Source organism: Salinimicrobium sp. CAU 1759 (assembly GCF_054482715.1).
On sequence record NZ_JBTLRK010000001.1, the window covers coordinates 952,136 to 972,228 of the forward strand.

General features: G+C 42.4%; 16 protein-coding genes. 10 read left to right on the forward strand and 6 right to left on the reverse strand.

Going from position 1 to position 20,093, the window contains the following annotated elements:
* Positions 1 to 5: 5 nt before the first annotated feature.
* The 5 genes from ACXYMT_RS04365 to ACXYMT_RS04385 all read right to left on the reverse strand — a co-directional run bounded on the left by ACXYMT_RS04365 (position 6) and on the right by ACXYMT_RS04385 (position 4,628).
* Positions 6 to 818 (reverse strand): universal stress protein, encoded by an 813-nt coding sequence (locus ACXYMT_RS04365; protein ID WP_459057870.1) that lies wholly within the window; start codon positions 816 to 818, stop codon positions 6 to 8.
* A 99-nt stretch (positions 819 to 917) separates the two neighbouring features.
* A complete protein-coding gene (locus tag ACXYMT_RS04370) occupies positions 918 to 1,970 on the reverse strand; it encodes a response regulator (RefSeq protein WP_459057871.1) in 1,053 nt (350 codons plus the stop codon).
* A complete protein-coding gene (locus ACXYMT_RS04375; protein WP_459059142.1) occupies positions 1,967 to 3,208 on the reverse strand; it encodes a PAS domain-containing sensor histidine kinase in 1,242 nt (413 codons plus the stop codon). Before ACXYMT_RS04375 ends, ACXYMT_RS04370 begins: the two co-directional genes overlap by 4 nt.
* 234 nt (positions 3,209 to 3,442) lie before the next feature.
* Positions 3,443 to 3,655 carry a hypothetical protein gene (locus ACXYMT_RS04380; RefSeq protein WP_324719973.1) on the reverse strand — a complete coding sequence of 71 codons (213 nt, stop codon included), beginning with the start codon at positions 3,653 to 3,655 and terminating at the stop codon, positions 3,443 to 3,445.
* Positions 3,656 to 3,791: 136 nt separating this feature from the next.
* Positions 3,792 to 4,628 (reverse strand): universal stress protein, encoded by an 837-nt coding sequence (locus ACXYMT_RS04385; protein WP_459057872.1) that lies wholly within the window; start codon positions 4,626 to 4,628, stop codon positions 3,792 to 3,794.
* 168 nt (positions 4,629 to 4,796) lie between these two features.
* On the opposite strand from ACXYMT_RS04385, the gene rimP reads away from it, so the two are divergent.
* From rimP to infB, 3 genes are read left to right on the forward strand one after another with little or no spacing between them, the layout of a single operon-like run.
* Entirely contained in the window at positions 4,797 to 5,261 is a 465-nt protein-coding gene (gene rimP / locus ACXYMT_RS04390; RefSeq protein WP_459057873.1) for a ribosome assembly cofactor RimP, read from the forward strand.
* A 12-nt stretch (positions 5,262 to 5,273) separates the two neighbouring features.
* Complete coding sequence (gene nusA, locus ACXYMT_RS04395) at positions 5,274 to 6,518, forward strand: transcription termination factor NusA (RefSeq protein WP_459057874.1); 1,245 nt, start codon at positions 5,274 to 5,276, stop codon at positions 6,516 to 6,518.
* A 31-nt stretch (positions 6,519 to 6,549) separates the two neighbouring features.
* Positions 6,550 to 9,336, forward strand: a complete 2,787-nt coding sequence (infB, locus tag ACXYMT_RS04400; protein WP_459057875.1) for a translation initiation factor IF-2 — start codon at positions 6,550 to 6,552, stop codon at positions 9,334 to 9,336.
* A 70-nt stretch (positions 9,337 to 9,406) separates the two neighbouring features.
* On the opposite strand, the gene ACXYMT_RS04405 is transcribed toward infB, so the two are convergent.
* Entirely contained in the window at positions 9,407 to 9,793 is a 387-nt protein-coding gene (locus ACXYMT_RS04405; RefSeq protein ID WP_459057876.1) for an SPOR domain-containing protein, read from the reverse strand.
* A 216-nt stretch (positions 9,794 to 10,009) separates the two neighbouring features.
* On the opposite strand from ACXYMT_RS04405, the gene ACXYMT_RS04410 reads away from it, so the two are divergent.
* The 7 genes from ACXYMT_RS04410 to ACXYMT_RS04440 are packed head-to-tail and all read left to right on the forward strand — an operon-like array spanning position 10,010 to position 20,075.
* Positions 10,010 to 11,371 carry a c-type cytochrome gene (locus ACXYMT_RS04410; RefSeq protein ID WP_459057877.1) on the forward strand — a complete coding sequence of 454 codons (1,362 nt, stop codon included), beginning with the start codon at positions 10,010 to 10,012 and terminating at the stop codon, positions 11,369 to 11,371.
* Between the two features lie 23 nt (positions 11,372 to 11,394).
* The gene (locus tag ACXYMT_RS04415; protein WP_459057878.1) at positions 11,395 to 14,472 is read left to right on the forward strand and encodes a TAT-variant-translocated molybdopterin oxidoreductase; all 3,078 of its coding nucleotides are present in this window, start codon (positions 11,395 to 11,397) and stop codon (positions 14,470 to 14,472) included.
* A gap of 33 nt (positions 14,473 to 14,505) precedes the next feature.
* Positions 14,506 to 16,290 (forward strand): NrfD/PsrC family molybdoenzyme membrane anchor subunit, encoded by a 1,785-nt coding sequence (gene nrfD / locus ACXYMT_RS04420; RefSeq protein WP_459057879.1) that lies wholly within the window; start codon positions 14,506 to 14,508, stop codon positions 16,288 to 16,290.
* Between the two features lie 5 nt (positions 16,291 to 16,295).
* Positions 16,296 to 16,823, forward strand: coding sequence for a DUF3341 domain-containing protein (locus tag ACXYMT_RS04425; RefSeq protein ID WP_459057880.1), 528 nt, complete (start codon positions 16,296 to 16,298; stop codon positions 16,821 to 16,823).
* Between the two features lie 5 nt (positions 16,824 to 16,828).
* Complete coding sequence (locus tag ACXYMT_RS04430) at positions 16,829 to 17,506, forward strand: c-type cytochrome (RefSeq protein ID WP_459057881.1); 678 nt, start codon at positions 16,829 to 16,831, stop codon at positions 17,504 to 17,506.
* 23 nt (positions 17,507 to 17,529) lie between these two features.
* Positions 17,530 to 18,921, forward strand: coding sequence for a quinol:cytochrome C oxidoreductase (locus ACXYMT_RS04435; protein ID WP_459057882.1), 1,392 nt, complete (start codon positions 17,530 to 17,532; stop codon positions 18,919 to 18,921).
* 26 nt (positions 18,922 to 18,947) lie between these two features.
* Positions 18,948 to 20,075 carry a cytochrome c oxidase subunit II gene (locus tag ACXYMT_RS04440; protein WP_459057883.1) on the forward strand — a complete coding sequence of 376 codons (1,128 nt, stop codon included), beginning with the start codon at positions 18,948 to 18,950 and terminating at the stop codon, positions 20,073 to 20,075.
* The last annotated feature ends 18 nt before the right edge of the window (positions 20,076 to 20,093 follow it).

Consider the following 20,093-nt stretch of genomic DNA (forward strand, 5'->3'; position numbering starts at 1 on the left):
AATTACTATCCATGTAATACCAGTAATGGCAGCTGGTTGATAAATGGAATACTCTCATTCTCTTCGTTCTTTAAAAATTTTTGACATAAATTGAGATTTTTCGCCGCTAATACGATCATATCTACATCGCGGTTGGAAATCAGGATTTTCTTTGGATTCTGGTCTCTGGAAGTATAATAGGTTTGTAATACCGGGATCCTTGGTGAGAAGGAATCCTGCAGAAATTCCCGGTTCTCTATCTGCTCGGCAGAGGGTTCCTTGTCATTATTAAAGATCTCCAGGATCTTGACATTGGCCTTAGATAAAGACGCAAGATTCAATAAGGTGCGTAAGACCTTACTGCCATAGTGTATCTTATAATCTGTAGGGAAAAGGATTTTGCGGTGCTCCTTATAGGAGGCATGTTCAGAAATGGAAAGTACGGGACATTTTACCTTCATCATTACATCTGATGTGTTTTTGCCTATGACGACGCCTTCATTGTTGGTCTTGCCTTTGGTGCCCATTAGAATAAGGTCTATTTGCTTTTCCTGGCATTTGGCTCTCACAGCATTGATGAGATAATCTGCTTTAAAACAGGTGTGATAAGTGTGATTGGAATTAGTGCGAATACTTTCAAGCCACTTTAGCAGTTTTTCAAAATTATCCTTGATAGCAGGTGACATTGACATATGTCCTGTTGCCATTCTATCTGCCGGCACCTGGAGCACATGTAGCAAGTGAAAATGGCAGGGAGTATCCTTGAAGAACTGCAACGCATATGCCGCAGCATTCCTGCTATTTCCGGAAAAATCGGTTGGCAATAAGATATTCATCATCAGTCACATCTAATTTACCTCGCAAAAATATAGAGGAAGCCGGGCGGAAAAAATGATGAAAATCAGTTATTGATTTATTCAAAAAGCAGAAAAAGAGGATCAACTTATCCTCTTTAACGCTTCGACATTAAGTAGTTTTATATTGCGGCCTTCTATTTCCAACAGACCTTCCTTTTTGAAATCGGATAAGGTCCTGATAAGGGTTTCTGAAGCCATCCCGGCCACGCTGGCCAGATCACTTCGGGAGATCCTTATACTCTGGGTTGGATGCCTTCTTATCTTTTGTGAAAATAGCAGAATGGTACGTGCAGCCTTTTTTCTAACCGACCCATAGGCCATTTCCAGAAGCTGCTCTTTTATGCCTGCAATATTTTCTCCCATTACATCTATCAGTTCCAGGGTGATATTGCTGTTGTTCATTAAAATATGCTTCAACTCATCTTTAGAAACTGCATAAACCCTGGTTTCTTCCATCGCGGTAGCATATTCAGAATAAGCATCGGCTTTTTTAAAGGAAGTGTTTCCGAAGAAATCTCCCTCCTTATAGACAGAGGTGATGAGTTCTTTCCCGTACTCATCCATGCGGTGACTTTTTACCACTCCTTTATCTACAAAGAAGAAATGATTGCCCAGTCTACCTTCCTCGTAGATCGTTTCCCCTGCTTTAAAGGTAAGTTCGTCGTATTTTTTCACCTCTTCCCTTAACTCCTGCAACGAATTGATCTTTTGCTGAGGTTCAACCTCGGCGGTCTCATTTCCGTTTTCCTGAAGCTTGCGCAAAATTGCCATTTTTGCGAGGCGACTTTCTATGGCACTAATAAGTTCATCTTCTTCGAATGGTTTGGTGAGGTAATCATCTGCCCCCAGATCCATTCCCCTTCGAATATCTTTATGTTCTGTCTTTGCTGAAAGAAATATGAACGGAATATGACGGGTTTTTGGATCTTCAGATAAAGCCTGAAGCACTCCATACCCATCCATTTCGGGCATCATGATATCGCAAATAATAATGTCTGGCAACTCCTGTTTCGCAATGGCCAGACCCGATTTACCGTTAGCTGCCGTGATGACGTTATAATCTGCAAGTTCCAGTAGTTCGGCAGTGTTCTCACGTACTACTGTATCGTCTTCTACAAAAAGTACTTTTTTCATTCTTTCATAATAGGAAGTTCTACAATAAACTGGGTTCCAACATTCTCTTTACTGCTAAAGCTGATGGTGCCACCCAGGTTTTCCAGGTGAACTTTGGCAATATTGAGCCCTATCCCGGTTCCCTGGTTCAAAAGGGCATTTTCGGCCCTGAAATATCTTTCAAAAATATGCTTTTGATCCTTTTTAGGAATTCCCATTCCCTGGTCTGTCACCTTAAAACGAATGATCTCGCCATCTACTTCTATTTCGAAGTTGATAAGGGTGTTTTCGGGGGAATATTTGATTGCATTGCTAAGCAGGTTGGAGAGAACCAGCTCAAGGATCTTTTCGTCCTGGTGGAGCACTACATTTTCCACATCGCGGGTGTATTCAATATTTTGACCGCTTTTAAGGGTGACGTTGGCATTATAGACAACCTCGTTGATAAGTTTACTGAGATTGAAATCTGTGAATTTGTAATTCACTTTGCCACTTTCCAGCCTCTCTATAGATAGAAAGTCGTTGAGAATGTTGTCCAGATAGTGCACCTTACTTTTTATAGTGGCAAGATGTTTTTCACGTTTTTCCTGCTGTTCTTCCAGCTTGTACTTACCTGCAAGTACAACAGAGGTCAATATACCACTAAGGGGGGTTTTGAACTCATGGGAAACAAGGGAGAGAAATTTGGTTTTGAGTTCGTTCAGTTCCTTTTCCTTCTGTAAGGCGTTTTTTATGCGATTCTCGGCTTCTTTCCTGCGCTTGATCTCAAGTTCAAGGCTGCTGTTGGCGTCTTGAAGTTTTTCAATGCTTTCCTCGAGCTCTTTTGTTCTTACCTTTATTTTGCCTTCCAGCTCATTGTTGAGCTCGGTGATTTGACGCTGTGCTTCCTTTCTTATAGAAATATCAATGACAAGAGACATGACATACTGCTCATCCCCAATTTTGAATGGGTTAAGTCCTGCCTCCACAGGGAATTCATCTCCGTTCTTCTTCACTCCGTACAGATCTCTCCCGTGACCCATCTGTCTTTTTTCACTGTCTTTTAGAAAGCCTTTAAAGTGGGAGGGGTGGGCAGAGCGATATTTAGGTGGGATGAGCAAATTAAGAGGTTTGCCTTTTAATTCTCCCTTTTCATACCCAAACATGATATCTGCAGCATAGTTGCTGCTTACTATAGTTTGTGCTTTATCAACAACAATTATACCTTCTGAAGCTGCTTCAAAAAGTACATTGAACACATTCTCGTCTTTTTCAAACATTTTCAGGTGCTTATCTGTGGGTGTACCCAACATTCTTTTTTGGAGTGAAGCTCCAAATTTAAGCATTTTGACTTAACTCAGCCATTCTGATAAGGAGACTTTAAAAAGGGCATTTTTGAGAGGTGCTAAATTGAAAAGGACCCGAAAGAAAATTATTCCCCTTCCGGATCCTTCGTTGCAATTCTACAGTTCTAATCCTTCATCCTGTTCACTCTTGCGGCTGCAAAACTGCAACTAAACTTCTTGTTCATCTTCTATAGAGACATAGTCTTTATCTGCCGGTAAAAGGCGACTGGCAAGCTTGGTCACTCCCATTGCTATAAGTACAGCGGTAATTACAAAAAGAAGAAATTTGACCATGAGATTATCCTCCAGCACATTGCTGTAAAAAGTGAGAATGATCTCTATAGCCAGGAAGGCTAATTGAAAACTTGCCTTTAATACCATATAATGAAAATATGGGGTAAAGATACATTTGCGGCAAATTATTTCAGGGTGATTTTACACCTTTGACGCAAATTTAACGTATGGTTTTCAATAGGTTAATTTTATTAGAAGAGGCTCCCGGAACCAGGTCTGGATCTTACTTTTCAAGTTTGAAGGTTACCACAGGACTATTTGCGTGATTCACAAGGTCTTCGCTAATGCTTCCGTTGAAAAAGTGAGACAATCCTTTGCGACCGTGGGTAGCGATCCCCATGACATCGGCGTTAATTTTTCTTGAAAAATTGAGGATACCCTGCTCAACTGAATCATCATTAAATACGTGGAACTCGTAATTATCAAAAGCTACCCCTTCCATGTATTTTTTTAGTTTTTTATCGCAATCGTCTGTCGTGACAAATTCATTGGCCGTATTGATATAGACAAGGTGCAGGCGCGCTTTGAAGGTCTCGGCCAAAGCAATGACCTTTTGGAGGGTTTTTCTTCCAGTAGTTTCGAGATTGGTGGCGAAAATAAAATTGTGAACCTCAAAAGAAGGATGTTCATTCTTCACTACAAGCACGGGGATATCTGATGTTCTTACAACCTTTTCTGTATTGGAGCCAATGAACATTTCCCTAAGTCCCGTAGCTCCCTGGGAGCCCATCACTATAAAGTCGCAGCCGTGCTTTTTGCTGGCATCTATGATCCCGTTGAAAGCCTTGTTGATCTCTACTGTATCGTGCACTTTAAGACCTCTAAGATATGGGCGGGAAAGAAGATCGGCAAATTTCTTTTTGGCCAGCTTCATGAAGAAGAGGGCTTCGGGCAGGTCATTTGAGCGGGTTTCTCCTACCGGGTTCACCATATCTGCGGGTAATTCTATGAGGTGTAAAAGGTAGATTTCAGCATTGAATTTTTCAGCAAGTTGGGCGGCTACTTTGAGGGCATTTTCTGCCTGCTCCGAAAAGTCGGTCGGCACAAGGATCTTTTTCATAAGATAATTGTAAATAGGTAAGGTTGATTTAGTTATAAAACTACAAATATTTTTTCATTCTAATTCTTGTTTTCGTTCTACAAAAAGTTTACTATATTTGCACCGTTGAAGCGAAAAAAAGAACAACGAGGGGACGAAAGTCCCCTCTTTTTATAGCCGGACCCGGGAATGTTACGAGAGAAAGTAGAAAAATTACTGCAGGAAGCTTTCGAAGAAAATAATTCATTATTTTTAATTGAGCTTAATGTTAATGACGCGAACCATATTACTGTAATCATAGATGGTGATAAGGGAGTGTCTGTAAATGACTGTATTGCGGTAAGCCGCAAGATCGAACATAACCTGGACCGCGAAGAGGAGGATTTTTCTCTGGACGTATCTTCGGCAGGAGTGTCAAGTCCGCTGGAAATGCCGCGGCAGTACCAAAAGAATATTGGAAGAACTCTTGCAGTGACCACTGTAAAGGGAGAGGAATTTGAAGGAGAGCTAGTCGCCTTTGAGGATGCAAAGCTCACTCTTAAGTGGAAAGCCAGAGAGCCTAAGCCGGTAGGGAAAGGTAAAGTGACCGTAAATAAAGAAGCTGTCTTGCCTTTAGAGGATGTAAAAGAGGCAAAAGTGAAAATAACATTTTAACAGACAAAGGATATGGAAAATATCGCGTTGATAGAATCGTTTTCAGAATTTAAGGATGACAAGTCAATTGACAAGCCAACCTTAATGGCTATCCTGGAAGAGGTTCTGCGAAGTGCTCTTAAGAAGAAGTATGGGGAGGATGATAACTTTGATATTATCGTAAACCCCGATAAAGGTGACCTTGAGATTTGGAGAAACCGTGTAGTTGTGGCCGATGGAGAAGTGGAAGATCCAAACCAGGAGATCTCTTTGACCGAAGCACGTAAGATCGAACCCGATTTTGAAGTTGGGGAAGATGTTTCTGAAGAAGTGAAATTGATCGACCTTGGTCGTCGTTCCATTCTTTCCCTGCGCCAAAACCTTATATCTAAGGTTCACGAGCACGATAATACAAACATCTATAAGCACTTTAAGGAGCTTGAAGGTGAGATCTATACTGCAGAAGTTCACCACATACGCCATCGCGCAATTATTTTGCTGGATGATGAAGGTAATGAGATCATCCTTCCTAAAGACAGGCAGATACCTTCAGATTTCTTCCGGAAAGGGGAGAATGTGAGGGGGATCATTGAAAGTGTTGAACTAAAAGGAAATAAACCTGCTATCATTATGTCAAGAACTTCTCCGTTATTTTTGGAGAAACTTTTTGAGCAGGAGATCCCTGAAGTCTTTGATGGCCTGATTAATGTTAAGAAGGTGGTAAGGATCCCCGGTGAAAAAGCAAAAGTAGCTGTAGATTCTTACGATGACCGTATTGATCCTGTTGGTGCCTGTGTAGGTATGAAAGGATCCAGGATCCATAGTATCGTACGCGAACTGGGGAATGAAAATATTGACGTGATCAACTATACCAGTAATAACCAGTTGTTGATCACCAGAGCACTGAGCCCTGCAAAAATTACCTCTCTCAAAATAGACGAGGAGAACAAGCGGGCAGAAGTAATGCTCAAGCCTGAAGAAGTGTCGAAAGCCATTGGTCGTGGAGGACATAATATAAGATTGGCAGGACAATTGACAGGTTATGAAATAGACGTCTTTAGAGAAGGTGTTGAAGAAGATGTTGAATTGAGGGAATTTGCAGATGAGATCGATGCGTGGGTTATCGAAGAGTTTGCTAAAATTGGACTTGATACGGCAAAGAGTATATTGGAGCAGGATGTTGATGATCTTGTGAAGAGAACCGATCTTGAGGAAGAGACCATCAAAGATGTAATGAAGGTTCTTAGAGAAGAATTTGAAGAAGAGAACAATAGTTAAGAATAAAAGAGGATAATTTAGAGGGCAATTTATGGCTGAAGCAAAAACAATGAGATTAAATAAGGTGCTACGTGAATTCAATATTTCGTTGGATCGTGCTGTGGAATTTCTCAATTCCCAGGGCCACGAAATAGAGGCGCGTCCCACCACAAAAATTTCGGGCGAGATTTATCAGGTGCTTTCTGATGAGTTTCAGACCGATAAGAGTAAGAAGGTTGAGGCAAAGGAAGTAGGAGAAGAAAAGCGCAAGGAAAAAGAGAGCCTTCGTCTTGAAAGAGAAAAGGAACTTGAAGAGAAGCGTAAGCAGGAAGAAAAGCAGGAAGTAATTAGAGCGAAGTCTAACCTGGAAGGCCCAAAACAGGTTGGAAAGATCGATCTTGACAAGCCAAAAGCAGCTTCCCCGGAAGTAAAACCAGAAGCTCCCGCAGAAGAGACCAAAGCGCCTGAACAGCCACAGGCCGAGGCTCCAAAAGCTCCCGAAGCTCCTAAAGCTGAAGCTCCTAAAGCTGAAGCTCCCAAAGCTGAAACTCCTAAAGCTGAAACTCCCAAACCTGCCGAAAAGGCACCCGAGGCTCCAAAAGCTAAGGAGGAAAGTCCCGAGCCCGAAAAGCCGGAGGCGAAGGAAGAGCAGCCTAAAGAAGAAGCAACGCCCGAAGCTTCTCCAGAAGAATCCTCTACTGTAACAACCAAGTATCAAAAGCTTAGCGGTCCTAACTTTACCGGAGAGAAGATAGATCTTTCTCAATTCAAGAAACCGGTCAAGAAGAAAGACGACAAGAAAGCAGAAGATGATAAGGACAAGCGCAAGAAACGCCGTCGTCGTATAAGTAAAGATGTGAAAGGTGCTCCCGGACAAACCGGAGGTGCTTCAAAAACAAATAAAGGAAAACGTACCCGCCCGGTTGCCAAAGAAGAGCCAAGCGAGGAAGAAGTACAAAAGCAGGTACGTGAGACTCTTGAAAAACTTCAGGGGAAATCAGGAAAAGGTCGTGGTGCCAAGTACCGTAGAAACAAGAGGGATACTCACCGTCAAAGGACCGAGGATGCCCAGATGGAAGAAGAGAACAAGGTATTGAAGGTTACCGAATTCGTTACGGTTAGTGAAGTCGCTACCATGATGGATGTGCCGGTAACGCAAATTATCTCTGCCTGTATGTCTCTTGGAATGATGGTGACCATGAACCAGCGTCTGGATGCTGAAACGCTTTCTATTGTAGCCGAAGAATTCGACTATGAAGTAGAATTTGTTACTGCCGATCTTGATGAACCTAAAGAAGTTGCCCCGGAAAATCCCGAGGATCTTCAACCGCGTGCGCCTATTGTAACTGTAATGGGTCACGTTGACCACGGTAAAACCTCATTGCTCGATTATGTTCGTAAGGAGAATGTTATTGCAGGGGAGAGTGGTGGAATTACACAGCACATTGGAGCCTACGGTGTGAAACTGGAAAATGGTCAAAAAATCACATTTTTGGATACTCCGGGTCACGAAGCCTTTACCGCAATGCGTGCCAGGGGAGCTCAGGTTACCGACCTTGCTATTATCGTTGTAGCGGCCGATGATGATGTGATGCCTCAAACAAAAGAGGCGATCTCTCACGCGCAGGCAGCAGGAGTTCCAATTGTATTTGCGATCAATAAAGTGGATTTGCCAACGGCAAACCCCGAGAAAATAAAAGAAAAACTGGCAGGTATGAACCTGTTGGTGGAAGACTGGGGAGGTAAAGTACAGTCGCACGATATCTCGGCCAAAACGGGTCTTGGAGTGAAAGAGTTACTTGAGAAGGTATTACTTGAGGCCGAGATCCTGGAGCTTACAGCCAATCCAGACAAGCTGGCTAACGGTACTGTTGTGGAAGCTTATCTTGATAAAGGTAGAGGTTATGTATCAACTATTCTAGTACAATCTGGTACTCTTAAAATAGGGGATTACGTTCTTGCCGGTAGACATAGCGGTAAAGTAAAAGCCATGCAGGATGAACGAGGAAAAGATGTTAAGGAAGCAGGTCCTTCAACGCCTGTATCTATACTTGGTCTTGATGGTGCGCCACAGGCAGGTGATAAGTTCAAGGTAATGACCGATGAGCGGGAGGCTAAGGATATTGCTGCCAAGCGTACCCAGTTGCAAAGAGAGCAGTCAGTCAGGACTCAGCGACACATTACGCTTGATGAGATTGGACGTCGTATCGCTCTTGGTGACTTTAAGGAACTCAACATTATTCTTAAAGGTGACGTGGACGGTTCTGTGGAAGCGCTTACAGATTCTTTCCAGAAATTGTCTACTGAAGAAATTCAGGTGAACATTATTCATAAAGGAGTTGGTGCAATTACTGAGAGTGATGTGTTATTGGCATCAGCTTCAGATGCGATCATCATTGGATTTAACGTGAGACCGGCCGGTAATGCCCGTATGGTAGCCGATAAGGAAGAAATTGACATCCGTACTTACTCTATCATTTACGATGCTATAAACGATCTTAAGGATGCGATGGAAGGTATGCTTTCTCCTGTTATGAAGGAGGAGATAACCGGTAACGCAGAGATCAGAGAGATCTTTAAAGTGTCAAAAATTGGTAGTATTGCAGGATGTATGGTTACAGATGGTAAGATCTACAGAAATTCACGCATAAGACTTATTCGCGACGGAGTTGTTGTTTATACAGGAGAATTGGCTTCTTTAAAACGTTTTAAGGACGATGTGAAGGAAGTCTCCAAAGGTTATGACTGTGGATTGCAAATCAAGAACTACAATGATATCCATGAGGGTGATGTAGTTGAAGCATTCCAGGAAGTAGCGGTGAAAAAGAAACTTAAATAGTTAGATCACATAAATTAAAAAGGGGCGCAAATTGCGCCCCTTTTTTGTTCCTCAAAATATTAATGGAGATTTATCTCTTTTCTGGTTTGAACCTGAAAGCTGCAGGAAAAGATTTTTTGATGCGTAGCAAAGCTCTGTCAGCTTCAAGACTATTCCTAAAGTTTCCTACCCATACTTTATAGTTTGGAGTTTCAAAAACTATGGTAGAAGACCATTCTGGAAATAAAGACCTGTATTCCTTGATCACTTTACTGGCTTCGTTATTATCTCCGGAGAATAACTGGATCCTGTAGCGGTCTCCTATTACTCCATCCTGGACCATTCCTGTTTTCTGTTTCAAAAGTGCGGGAATTCTCTCGTCCTGATGTATGGTAACCTGCCCTTCCTGTGCCTGGGAGGCGGTTATGCCGGCTACAGCTAATGCTATAGATAAAATTATTTTCTTTTTTCTCAACATATCTTCATAATTTTCTGAAATACAAAAGTATAACTTTACTGGTCAATTCGGCCTTTAACAGTTATTTAGAACAGTTATAAATTAATTGGCTGTCCTCTTAAATCGAACTTAAGTATTACTTTTGTCGGTAAATTTTTAGGGACTAAAATATGACATTTGTCACGTTGTATTTTGTCTAAAAATCGTACCAAATTAGACGTTAATTCAACTTATAATATGAAAAAGGTGAAATACCGCCATTCAGCTGCCCGAATTGTTCTATTAAGTGTATCCTTATTCTTTTCATTTAATACCCTTGTCCATGCTCAGGAGTCTCCCCTTGCAGAAGATCAGGATAGGCAGGAAACCGTTCAGGGTCCGGAGGAATCGAGTGTAGAAGCCGAGGCTTCAAGTGGAGATGTAGCTGCAGGAAAAGAGATCTTTAATACACTTTGTGCTGCCTGTCATAAGCTTGATGGTAATTCAATTGGTCCTGCACTTAGGGGAGTTGGTGAAAGAAGAGATACCGAATGGTTGCATCAATGGATCAAAAATTCTCAGGCTCTAATTGCAGCAGGTGATGAGCAGGCGGTTGAGATCTTTAACGAATACAACCAGGTGGCTATGCCTCCTTTTCCACAGTTAAGCGATAGTGATATTGATAACATCCTTGCATACGTAAATCAGCCTAAGGCAGTGCCTCAGAAACAGGAGGTGACCACTACAGGTGCTGGTGCGGCACAAGGTGGTGGAGGTGTCTCTACAGATATTTTACTAGGCATTTTAGCCTTTGTGCTTTTAATGTTGCTGGTAATCCTTTACCTGGTAAATAAAACTTTAAGAAGGTTTGCAGTTGCCAGTGGGGTTGAACTGCCGGTAAAAGAGAAAAGAGGGAAGCCCATCTGGAAAGCCTTTGTTGAAAACCAGTTCCTCGTTATTGTAACTGCGGTCATATTGGTCTTGGTTGGTTCATACTTTGCTTATGGCTGGATGATGCAGGTAGGCGTGGATCAGGGGTATCAGCCAATTCAGCCTATACACTTCTCTCACAGAATTCACGCAGGTGAAAACCAGATCGAGTGTAAATTTTGTCACAGCTCAGCAAGAGTGTCTAAAACTTCGGGGATCCCTTCTCTTAATGTGTGTATGAACTGTCACAAATCAATTAGTGAAGTTGCGGAAGCTACTGCTACTGAAGAATATTCAAAAGAATTCTACGACGGCGAGATCGCCAAATTATATGATGCAGTGGGTTGGGATGTTAGCCAGCAGGCTTATACCGGTGAGACCGAACCTGTAAAGTGGATAAGGATCCACAACCTGCCTGATTTTGCTTATTTCAATCACTCACAACACGTAGAGGTTGGAGGGATTGCATGTCAAACCTGTCACGGTCCTGTTGAAGAAATGGAGATCATGTACCAGAATGCGCCTTTAACTATGGGCTGGTGTGTGAACTGTCACAGGGAGACCAATGTGCGCACCGCAGGTAATGAGTATTATGAGAAAGTGCATGAGGAGCTTTCTAAGAAGTATGAAGTAGAAGAATTAACTGTTGCCCAAATGGGTGGAATTGAATGTGCCAAGTGCCATTATTAATTTAAAAAGTAGAAAGTAATCATATGTCATCAAACAAGAAATACTGGAAAAGTGTTGAAGAGCTGAAAGAATCCAGCTCAATTGTTGAGACGCACAGCCAGAAGGAATTTGTTGAAGAGATCCCTACAGATGAGTTTTTGGGTAACAAGGAGACTCTTGAGAGTTCGTCCACTTCAAGAAGGGACTTTTTAAAGTACGTTGGTTTTAGTACTGCAGCAGCTTCACTGGCTGCCTGTGAGGGGCCGGTAATGAAGTCTATTCCCTACGTAGTACAGCCGGAAAGGATCGTGCCGGGGGTGGCTAATTACTACGCCACTACAATGGCTGATGGGTTCGACTTCTCAAGTGTACTTGTAAAGACCCGTGAAGGTCGTCCTATAAAGATTGAACAGAATACAATGGGAACTACCGGTGCCAATGCCAGAGTGCATGCATCTGTGCTTTCCTTGTACGATAATAAAAGACTTCAAAGGCCAATGGCCAATGGAGAGGTGGTTTCGTGGGAGCAGTTTGATCGTGAGGTTAAGGAAAAGCTGAACAATGTTAGTGGAGAGATCGTGTTATTGACGCAAACCTTCGCCAGCCCATCTACTTCAAAACTTATAAGTGAGTTTTCGCAGAAGTATGGCAATGTTCGCCACGTAATCTACGATACAGTTTCTGAAGATGCAACGCTTGAAGCTTTCCAAAGCCGCTATGGTAGAAGAGCTCTTCCAAGTTATGATTTCGCAAAAGCAGAAGTTATAGTTTCTATTGGTGCCGACTTCCTTGGGGATTGGGCAGGTGGTGGTCATGATGCAGGATATGCAAAAGGACGTATTCCGGAAAATGGTAAAATGTCCCGTCATATTCAGTTTGAATCGAATTTCTCCCTGACTGGTGCAAATGCTGACAGAAGAATAAAACTTACGCTTTCTCAACAAAAAACAGCGCTTGCCGCGCTTCATGGATATATTACCGGTAGGTCGTCAACAAGTAATTTGCCTGCTCACATAGATGATGCTCTTGTAAAGGCAGCAAGACAATTACGTCAAGCCGGAAGTGGCGCTGTGGTTGTGACAGGGATTCCTGATGTTGATGCACAAGGTCTTGCTCTTGCAATTAACGAAAGTCTTGGAAGTGGTGTTATGAACACAGCTTCTCCAAGAATGATTCGTCAAGGGAACACTGCTGCAGTGAAGCAGCTTGTGGCCGACATGAATGCCGGGCAGATAGGTGCTATTTTGATTGCTGGTGTTAACCCTGTCTACAGCCTTCCTTTTGCCGACGAGTTTGTTGAAGGAATGGCCAAAGTGGATCTTAGAGTTGCCTTTAGCATGAAGAATGATGAAACGGCACTGCTTTCAAACTATGTTGCTGCAACTCCTCATTATCTTGAAAGCTGGGGAGATATAGAATTTACAACACAAAAGTTTGGTTTGATGCAGCCAACCATCAGGCCTCTTTTCGATACTAGTCAGTTCCAGGATGTACTCCTAAGATGGACAGACAATAATATCACGTACGCAGATTACCTGAAGCAGACCTGGGAAGGATCAATGGGGTCCAGCTCATGGGTTGATGCGCTTCATGACGGTGTTTTTGAAGGAACTTCGCCGTTCACTACTGAAGTAGGAGCAGAACAGACTGCTACAGCGGTTAGTTTTGATGAAGGAACAGCTGTAAGAAATCTTTCAGCAGCTAAGTCTGAAGGTTTGGAGCTTGAGCTTTATACTTCAGTATCCATGGGAGCCGGAAACCTGGCTAATAACCCATGGTTGCACGAATTACCCGATCCTATTACCCGCGCTACCTGGGATAATTATCTTAAAATCTCAAAATTTGATGCTGAAGCCTTGGGTCTTGAAATGGAACATGTGTCTAACGGGGCTTTAAATGGTAACTATGTCAATCTAAAAGTAGATGATACTGTTTTAGAAAAAGTACCGGTGTTCATTCAGCCGGGACAGGCACAGGGAGTTGTATCCCTTGCGCTTGGATATGGTAACAAAGAAGGTGTTCAGAAAGAAATGCAGGTAGGAGTTAATGCCTATCCGTTATATAAAGATTTTACTTCTTTTCAGAATGTGACTATAGAAAAAGCAGCGGGTGTACATGAATTTGCCTGTCTGCAGTTGCATACTACTCTAATGGGTAGAAATGATATTGTTAAAGAAACAACGCTGGAGATCTTTAATACCCGTGATTCTCACGTGTGGAATAAGATGCCCGAGGTTTCCTTGAATCACGTCGAAACTCCTGTGACTTCACCCGATGTTGATCTTTGGGATGGTTTTGACCGCTCTGTAGGGCACTATTTCAAGATGTCTATAGATCTTAATGCCTGTACGGGTTGTGGTGCCTGTGTTATTGCGTGTAACGCAGAGAACAACGTTCCTGTAGTAGGTAAAGAAGAGGTTCGTAAATACCGTGATATGCACTGGTTGCGTATTGACCGCTACTACTCCTCGGAAGAGAGCTTTGCAGAGGATGTGGAAAAGAAAGAGAATATGAGTGGCCTTGGAGACGCACTTTCTCAATTCGGAGAAATGGAAATGGCTTCTGATAATCCGCAGGTAGTATTCCAGCCAATGCTATGTCAGCACTGTAACCACGCGCCATGTGAAACTGTATGTCCTGTTGCTGCAACTATGCACGGTCGTCAGGGACAAAACCAGATGATCTATAACAGATGTGTGGGTACAAGATATTGTGCAAACAACTGTCCTTATAAAGTAAGAAGGTTCAACTGGTTCCTTTACAACAAGAACGACGAGTTTGATTACAACATGAACAACGATCTTGGGCGTATGGTTCTCAATCCAGACGTAACCGTTCGTTCACGAGGGGTAATGGAAAAATGTTCTTTCTGTATACAACGTACTCAAAAGACCATTCTTGATGCCAAGCGTGAAGGGAGAGCTATTGAAGACGGAGAATTCCAGACTGCATGTTCTGCTGCTTGTGACAAGGGAGCAATTATATTTGGAGATGTGAATGATGAAGATAGCAAGATTGCAGCTTTAAGTGAGGATGAAAGGATGTATCACGCACTTGAATACGTAGGAACCAAGCCAAATGTGATGTACCAGACCAAAGTCCGTAATACATCTGAAGCATAATAAAAGATTTAAAGAATTAATTATAAAAAGCATATGTCTCATTACGAAGCACCTATTCGAAAGCCTTTAGTACTTGGCAATAAGACCTATCATGACGTTACGGCCGATGTTGCTGCACCGGTAGAAGGGCGGGCCAACAAATCATGGTGGATTGTGTTCTCTATTGCTCTTGTCGCTTTCCTTTGGGGATTAGGTTGTATCATCTATACAGTTTCTACAGGAATTGGTACCTGGGGATTGAACAGAACCGTTGGTTGGGCCTGGGATATTACCAACTTTGTTTGGTGGGTAGGTATTGGTCACGCCGGTACGCTTATTTCGGCGGTACTATTACTTTTCCGTCAAAAATGGAGAATGGCAATTAACCGTTCTGCAGAGGCCATGACGATCTTTTCAGTTGTTCAGGCAGGTTTGTTCCCAATTATTCACATGGGACGTCCATGGCTGGCGTACTGGGTACTACCTATTCCAAACCAGTTTGGATCTCTTTGGGTCAACTTTAACTCCCCGCTACTGTGGGATGTATTTGCGATCTCTACCTACCTTTCAGTTTCTCTTGTGTTCTGGTGGACCGGTCTGTTGCCCGATTTTGCAATGATCAGGGACCGTGCTATAAAGCCATTTCAGAAACACATTTATGGAATCTTGAGTTTTGGTTGGAGTGGACGTGCAAAAGACTGGCAACGTTTTGAAGAGGTGTCCCTTGTATTGGCAGGTTTGGCAACTCCTCTTGTACTTTCTGTACACACTATTGTATCCTTTGACTTTGCTACCTCGGTAATTCCAGGATGGCACACTACGATCTTTCCTCCATACTTCGTTGCGGGTGCGATCTTCTCTGGTTTTGCAATGGTGAACACCTTACTTATCATCATGAGAAAGGTTTCTAATCTGGAAGACTATATTACAATTCAGCACATTGAGCTAATGAACATCGTGATCATGATCACAGGTTCTATTGTAGGTGTTGCATATATCACCGAGCTATTTATGGCATGGTACTCGGGAGTTGAATATGAACAGTACGCTTTCCTTAACAGGGCAACCGGTCCTTACGCATGGGCTTACTGGGCGATGATGACCTGTAACGTATTCTCGCCACAGTTCATGTGGTTCAAGAAACTTCGGACCAGTATTATGTTCTCTTTCTTTATCTCAATTGTTGTGAATATCGGGATGTGGTTTGAGCGCTTTGTGATCATTGTTACTTCACTTCACAGAGATTACCTGCCATCTTCCTGGACTATGTTCTCACCTACTTTCGTGGATATTGGGATCTTCATAGGAACTATAGGCTTCTTCTTTGTGCTGTTCCTGCTTTATGCCCGAACCTTCCCTGTAATTGCACAGGCAGAGGTCAAGACGATCCTTAAGTCTTCAGGTGATCGTTATAAAAAGCTAAGAGAAGAGCATGGGGATCATGCAGATCATACAAATACCATCGTGAGAGAGCCGGTTTCAAATGTTGAAGGTGGATGGATCAAGAGAGATGAATATGATCAGAAGAAGGAACATGAGCCTACTACTCATACAGAAAGCTTGACAACTTCAGAAATTGACAGAGACAGGATCGACGAGATGTTGCATAAAATTGGAGTTTTTGATCCTGCCACCCAAGCTGCAGATGACCTGCAAAAGCTTAATGGTGTTGGTCCTGTAATGGAGCAAAAGCTGCACCAGGTAGGTATCTATACTTACGACCAGGTGAGGAACCTTACCGATGAAGACTATAAATTGCTTGATAGGGTAATCGATAATTTCCCTACTGCCGATAATCGCGGAGATTGGAATGATCAGGCAAACCAACTAAAAAAGTAAAAATAATGGCATCTAAAGTTATACACGCTCTTTACACAGATGACGACTTGCTTTTACAGGCTGTAAGACAAGTGAGGGAGGCCCGCTACAGTATTGGACAAATCTATACCCCTTTCCCGGTACACGGGCTGGATAAAGCAATGGGACTGGCACCTACCAGATTGGCCATCACGTCCTTCCTGTACGGGATAGTAGGTTTGACAGTAGCAGTGGCCATGATGAACTTTATTATGATCGAAGACTGGCCAATGGACATTGGGGGTAAACCGAGTTTCAGTTTTATTCAGAACATGCCATCTTTTGTTCCGATCATGTTTGAGCTAACGGTATTTTTTGCTGCCCACCTTATGGTATTTACGTTCTTTATGAGAAGTAAATTGTGGCCTTTCAAGAAAGCTGAGAATCCTGATATCCGAACTACAGATGATCATTTCCTTATGGAAGTTCGAGTAGGGAATCACAATGCAGAGGAGCTAACCGATTTTTTATTCAATACCGGTGCTTCTGAAATTAAATTAATAGATAACAAATAAACCCGATGAAAAGTTTATTTAAAAGATCCATATTCTTCATTTTGGCATTGAGTGCAGTTTCCTGTGTGGAAAACTCTAAACCCAATTACCAGTACATGCCGAATATGTACGAGACGGTAAGCTATGAACCATATGGAGCATATGAAGTATTTGTTAATGAGCAGGAGGCAAAACTTCCGGTAGAAGGTACAGTTTCTAGAGGGTGGAGACCTTATGAGTATGAGAATTCGCCTGATGGTTTGGCTACAGCAAAAGCAGAACTTGAGAATCCTCTTCCATATACCGAAGAAGTTCTGGCTCAGGGTAAAGCCCTATATACAATTTACTGTGCTGTTTGTCACGGAGACAAGGGAGATGGTAAAGGAATTTTGGTGCAGAGAGAAAAGATCCTTGGGATCCCAAGCTATGATGACGTAGGACGAGCTATCACCGAAGGTGGTGTATATCACGTACAATATTATGGGCTTAACGCCATGGGTTCTTACGCATCACAAACGTCAATTGAAGAGCGTTGGGCGATCACTCATTATGTTATGAAGCTCAAGAACGACCTTGAAGGAGGTCCTGAAATGGAATTTGAAAGCCTCGATGAAAACCTGATGCCTCCTGTGAATGCTGAGCAGACAATGGAAGTGAAACAGAATGAGCCTGAAGGAGAACCAATCGAAGAAATCCAAGAATAACAGCACATTAGATATTAAATAATATGTACACGCTATCCAGTAAATTAAAAACGTTTTCTATCATTCTTATGGTGGCAGGGCTTTTGGGCTTGATCTATGGATTCATTGCCGTGCCCGCATCTATTGAAGAGGTTAGGGAAATGATCGCTCATGATGATCACGGGGAAGTTGTTGAAATGCCACTTACAGGTCAAACCGAAGATGAAATTGAAGACGATGCCCGCGGTTTTGACTTTGTACCATCAGAACATCAGGTAGAGACCGAACGTACAGATGAAGAAGTGCATACAATGGCCGAAGATGCTGAATTGGTGCACCTTGAACACGTTTTTCATCAATTACAGAATAAACCATGGGCTGCTTTATATGTTGCTGCCTTCTTCTTTTTTATGATCGCACTTGGGGTGCTTGCATTCTATGCGGTACAATTTGCTGCACAAGCCGGTTGGTCTCCCGTTCTATTCAGGGTAATGGAAGGGATTACTGCTTACCTGCTTCCGGGAAGTATAATAGTGTTCATCATTTTGGCCCTTTCAGGTTTCCACCTTAACCACCTGTTTGTATGGATGGATCCCGAAGTTGTTGCTCACGATGAGATCATTCAGAACAAGAGCGGTTATCTCAATGTTCCTTTTTTCCTTATTCGTGCACTTATTTATATTGCGGGCTGGAACATCTTCCGCTATTACCTTAGAAGGAATTCCCTTAGACAGGATGATGCTACAGATATCACATGGTATAAAAAGAACTTTAAACTTTCAGCAGGATTCCTTGTATTCTTTATCGTGACTGAGTCAATGATGTCCTGGGACTGGATCATGAGTCTTGATCCACACTGGTTTAGTACCCTTTTTGGATGGTATGTGTTCTCCAGTATGTTTGTATCGGGTATTACAGTTATCGCACTGGTAACTATCTATCTCAAATCCCGCAATTACCTGCCATTTGTAAATGACAGCCATATCCATGACCTTGCGAAGTTCATGTTTGGGATCAGTATTTTCTGGACCTACCTGTGGTTCTCACAGTTCATGCTAATCTGGTATTCAAATATCCCTGAAGAGGTGACCTATTTCGTGGCGCGAATTGAAGATTATGGGCTTGTATTCTTTGGAATGGTAGCTCTAAACTTTATCTTCCCACTATTATTGTTAATGAACAGTGACTTCAAAAGGGTTAACTGGTTCGTTGTAATGACAGGAATAATTATTCTGTTGGGTCATTATCTGGATGTTTATGTTATGGTGATGCCTGCAACAGTAGGGGAGTCATGGTTCATTGGAATTTCCGAGATCAGTGCACTGGCCTTTTTTGGGGGATTATTTATTTTTGTGGTATTCAATTCCCTGACCAAAGCCCCGCTACTCGCAAAGCGTAATCCGTTCATGAAAGAGAGTGAGCATTATCATTATTAAAAGATTGTTTAAAGAGAAATTATAAAATGACGGTATTTTTAATCATAGTAGTAGTAGCATTATTTGCGATAACTATCTGGCAGCTTACCAGGATCTTTCAATTGTCCCGGACCTCCGATACCACGGAAACATCAGAGATAGCGAGTGACAAGGATAACAGGACGCAGGGTAACCTGATGCTTGCCTTTGGAATTGCGTTCTATATTTTTATGATATATAATTTCTGGACTTTTGGTGACAGGGCTTTGCCTGCTGCCTCTTCAGAACATGGTGCAGAATATGATAATCTCCTGTTGATCACAATGGCCGTGATCATGTTCGTGCAGGTTATTACACAGGGTCTACTTCACTATTTTGCCTTTAAATACAAGGGTAAAAAAGGAAATAAAGCACTTTTCTTTGCCGATAATGATAAGCTTGAGTTCGTTTGGACAATCATTCCTGTAATCGTACTGGCAGGATTGATCATCTATGGATTATTTACCTGGAGTGACATCATGGATATCGAAGAGGAGGAAGATCCTCTTGTGATTGAGTTATACGCGAAGCAATTCAGCTGGCAGGCACGTTACGCCGGAAAGGACAATGTCCTGGGGAAAGCTAATGTTCGCTTTATAGAAGGTGCAAATACCATGGGAGTTGATGAAAGTGATCCATATGCCATGGATGACGTGATCACTGCTGAAATTCACCTTCCGGTAAACCGCCCGGTCCTTTTCAAAATGAGATCTCAGGATGTACTGCATTCTGCTTACTTCCCACATTTTAGAGCTCAAATGAACGTAGTGCCGGGGATGATCACCCAATTCTCATTCACGCCAACTGTAACAACAGATGCTATCAACGAGACCGAATATATGAGAGATAAGGTTGCTCGTATTAATGAAATAAGAAGATCGAAAAGTGAGGAGTTGATCGCCATGGGTGAAGAACCTCTTACAGATTATGATAACTTCGAGTATTACCTCTTGTGTAACAAGATTTGCGGAGTGGCTCATTATAACATGCAAATGAAGGTTGTTGTTGAGACTGAAGCCGAATACAATGCCTGGATCGCAGAACAGAAGGAGTATTCTGAAACCATGGAATCTGCCACAGCAGCAAAAATGGTAAAGGAAAGAAGTGGAGAAGAACTTGTTCAGGTAGAAAATTAATTAAGTTAAGAATAAAGA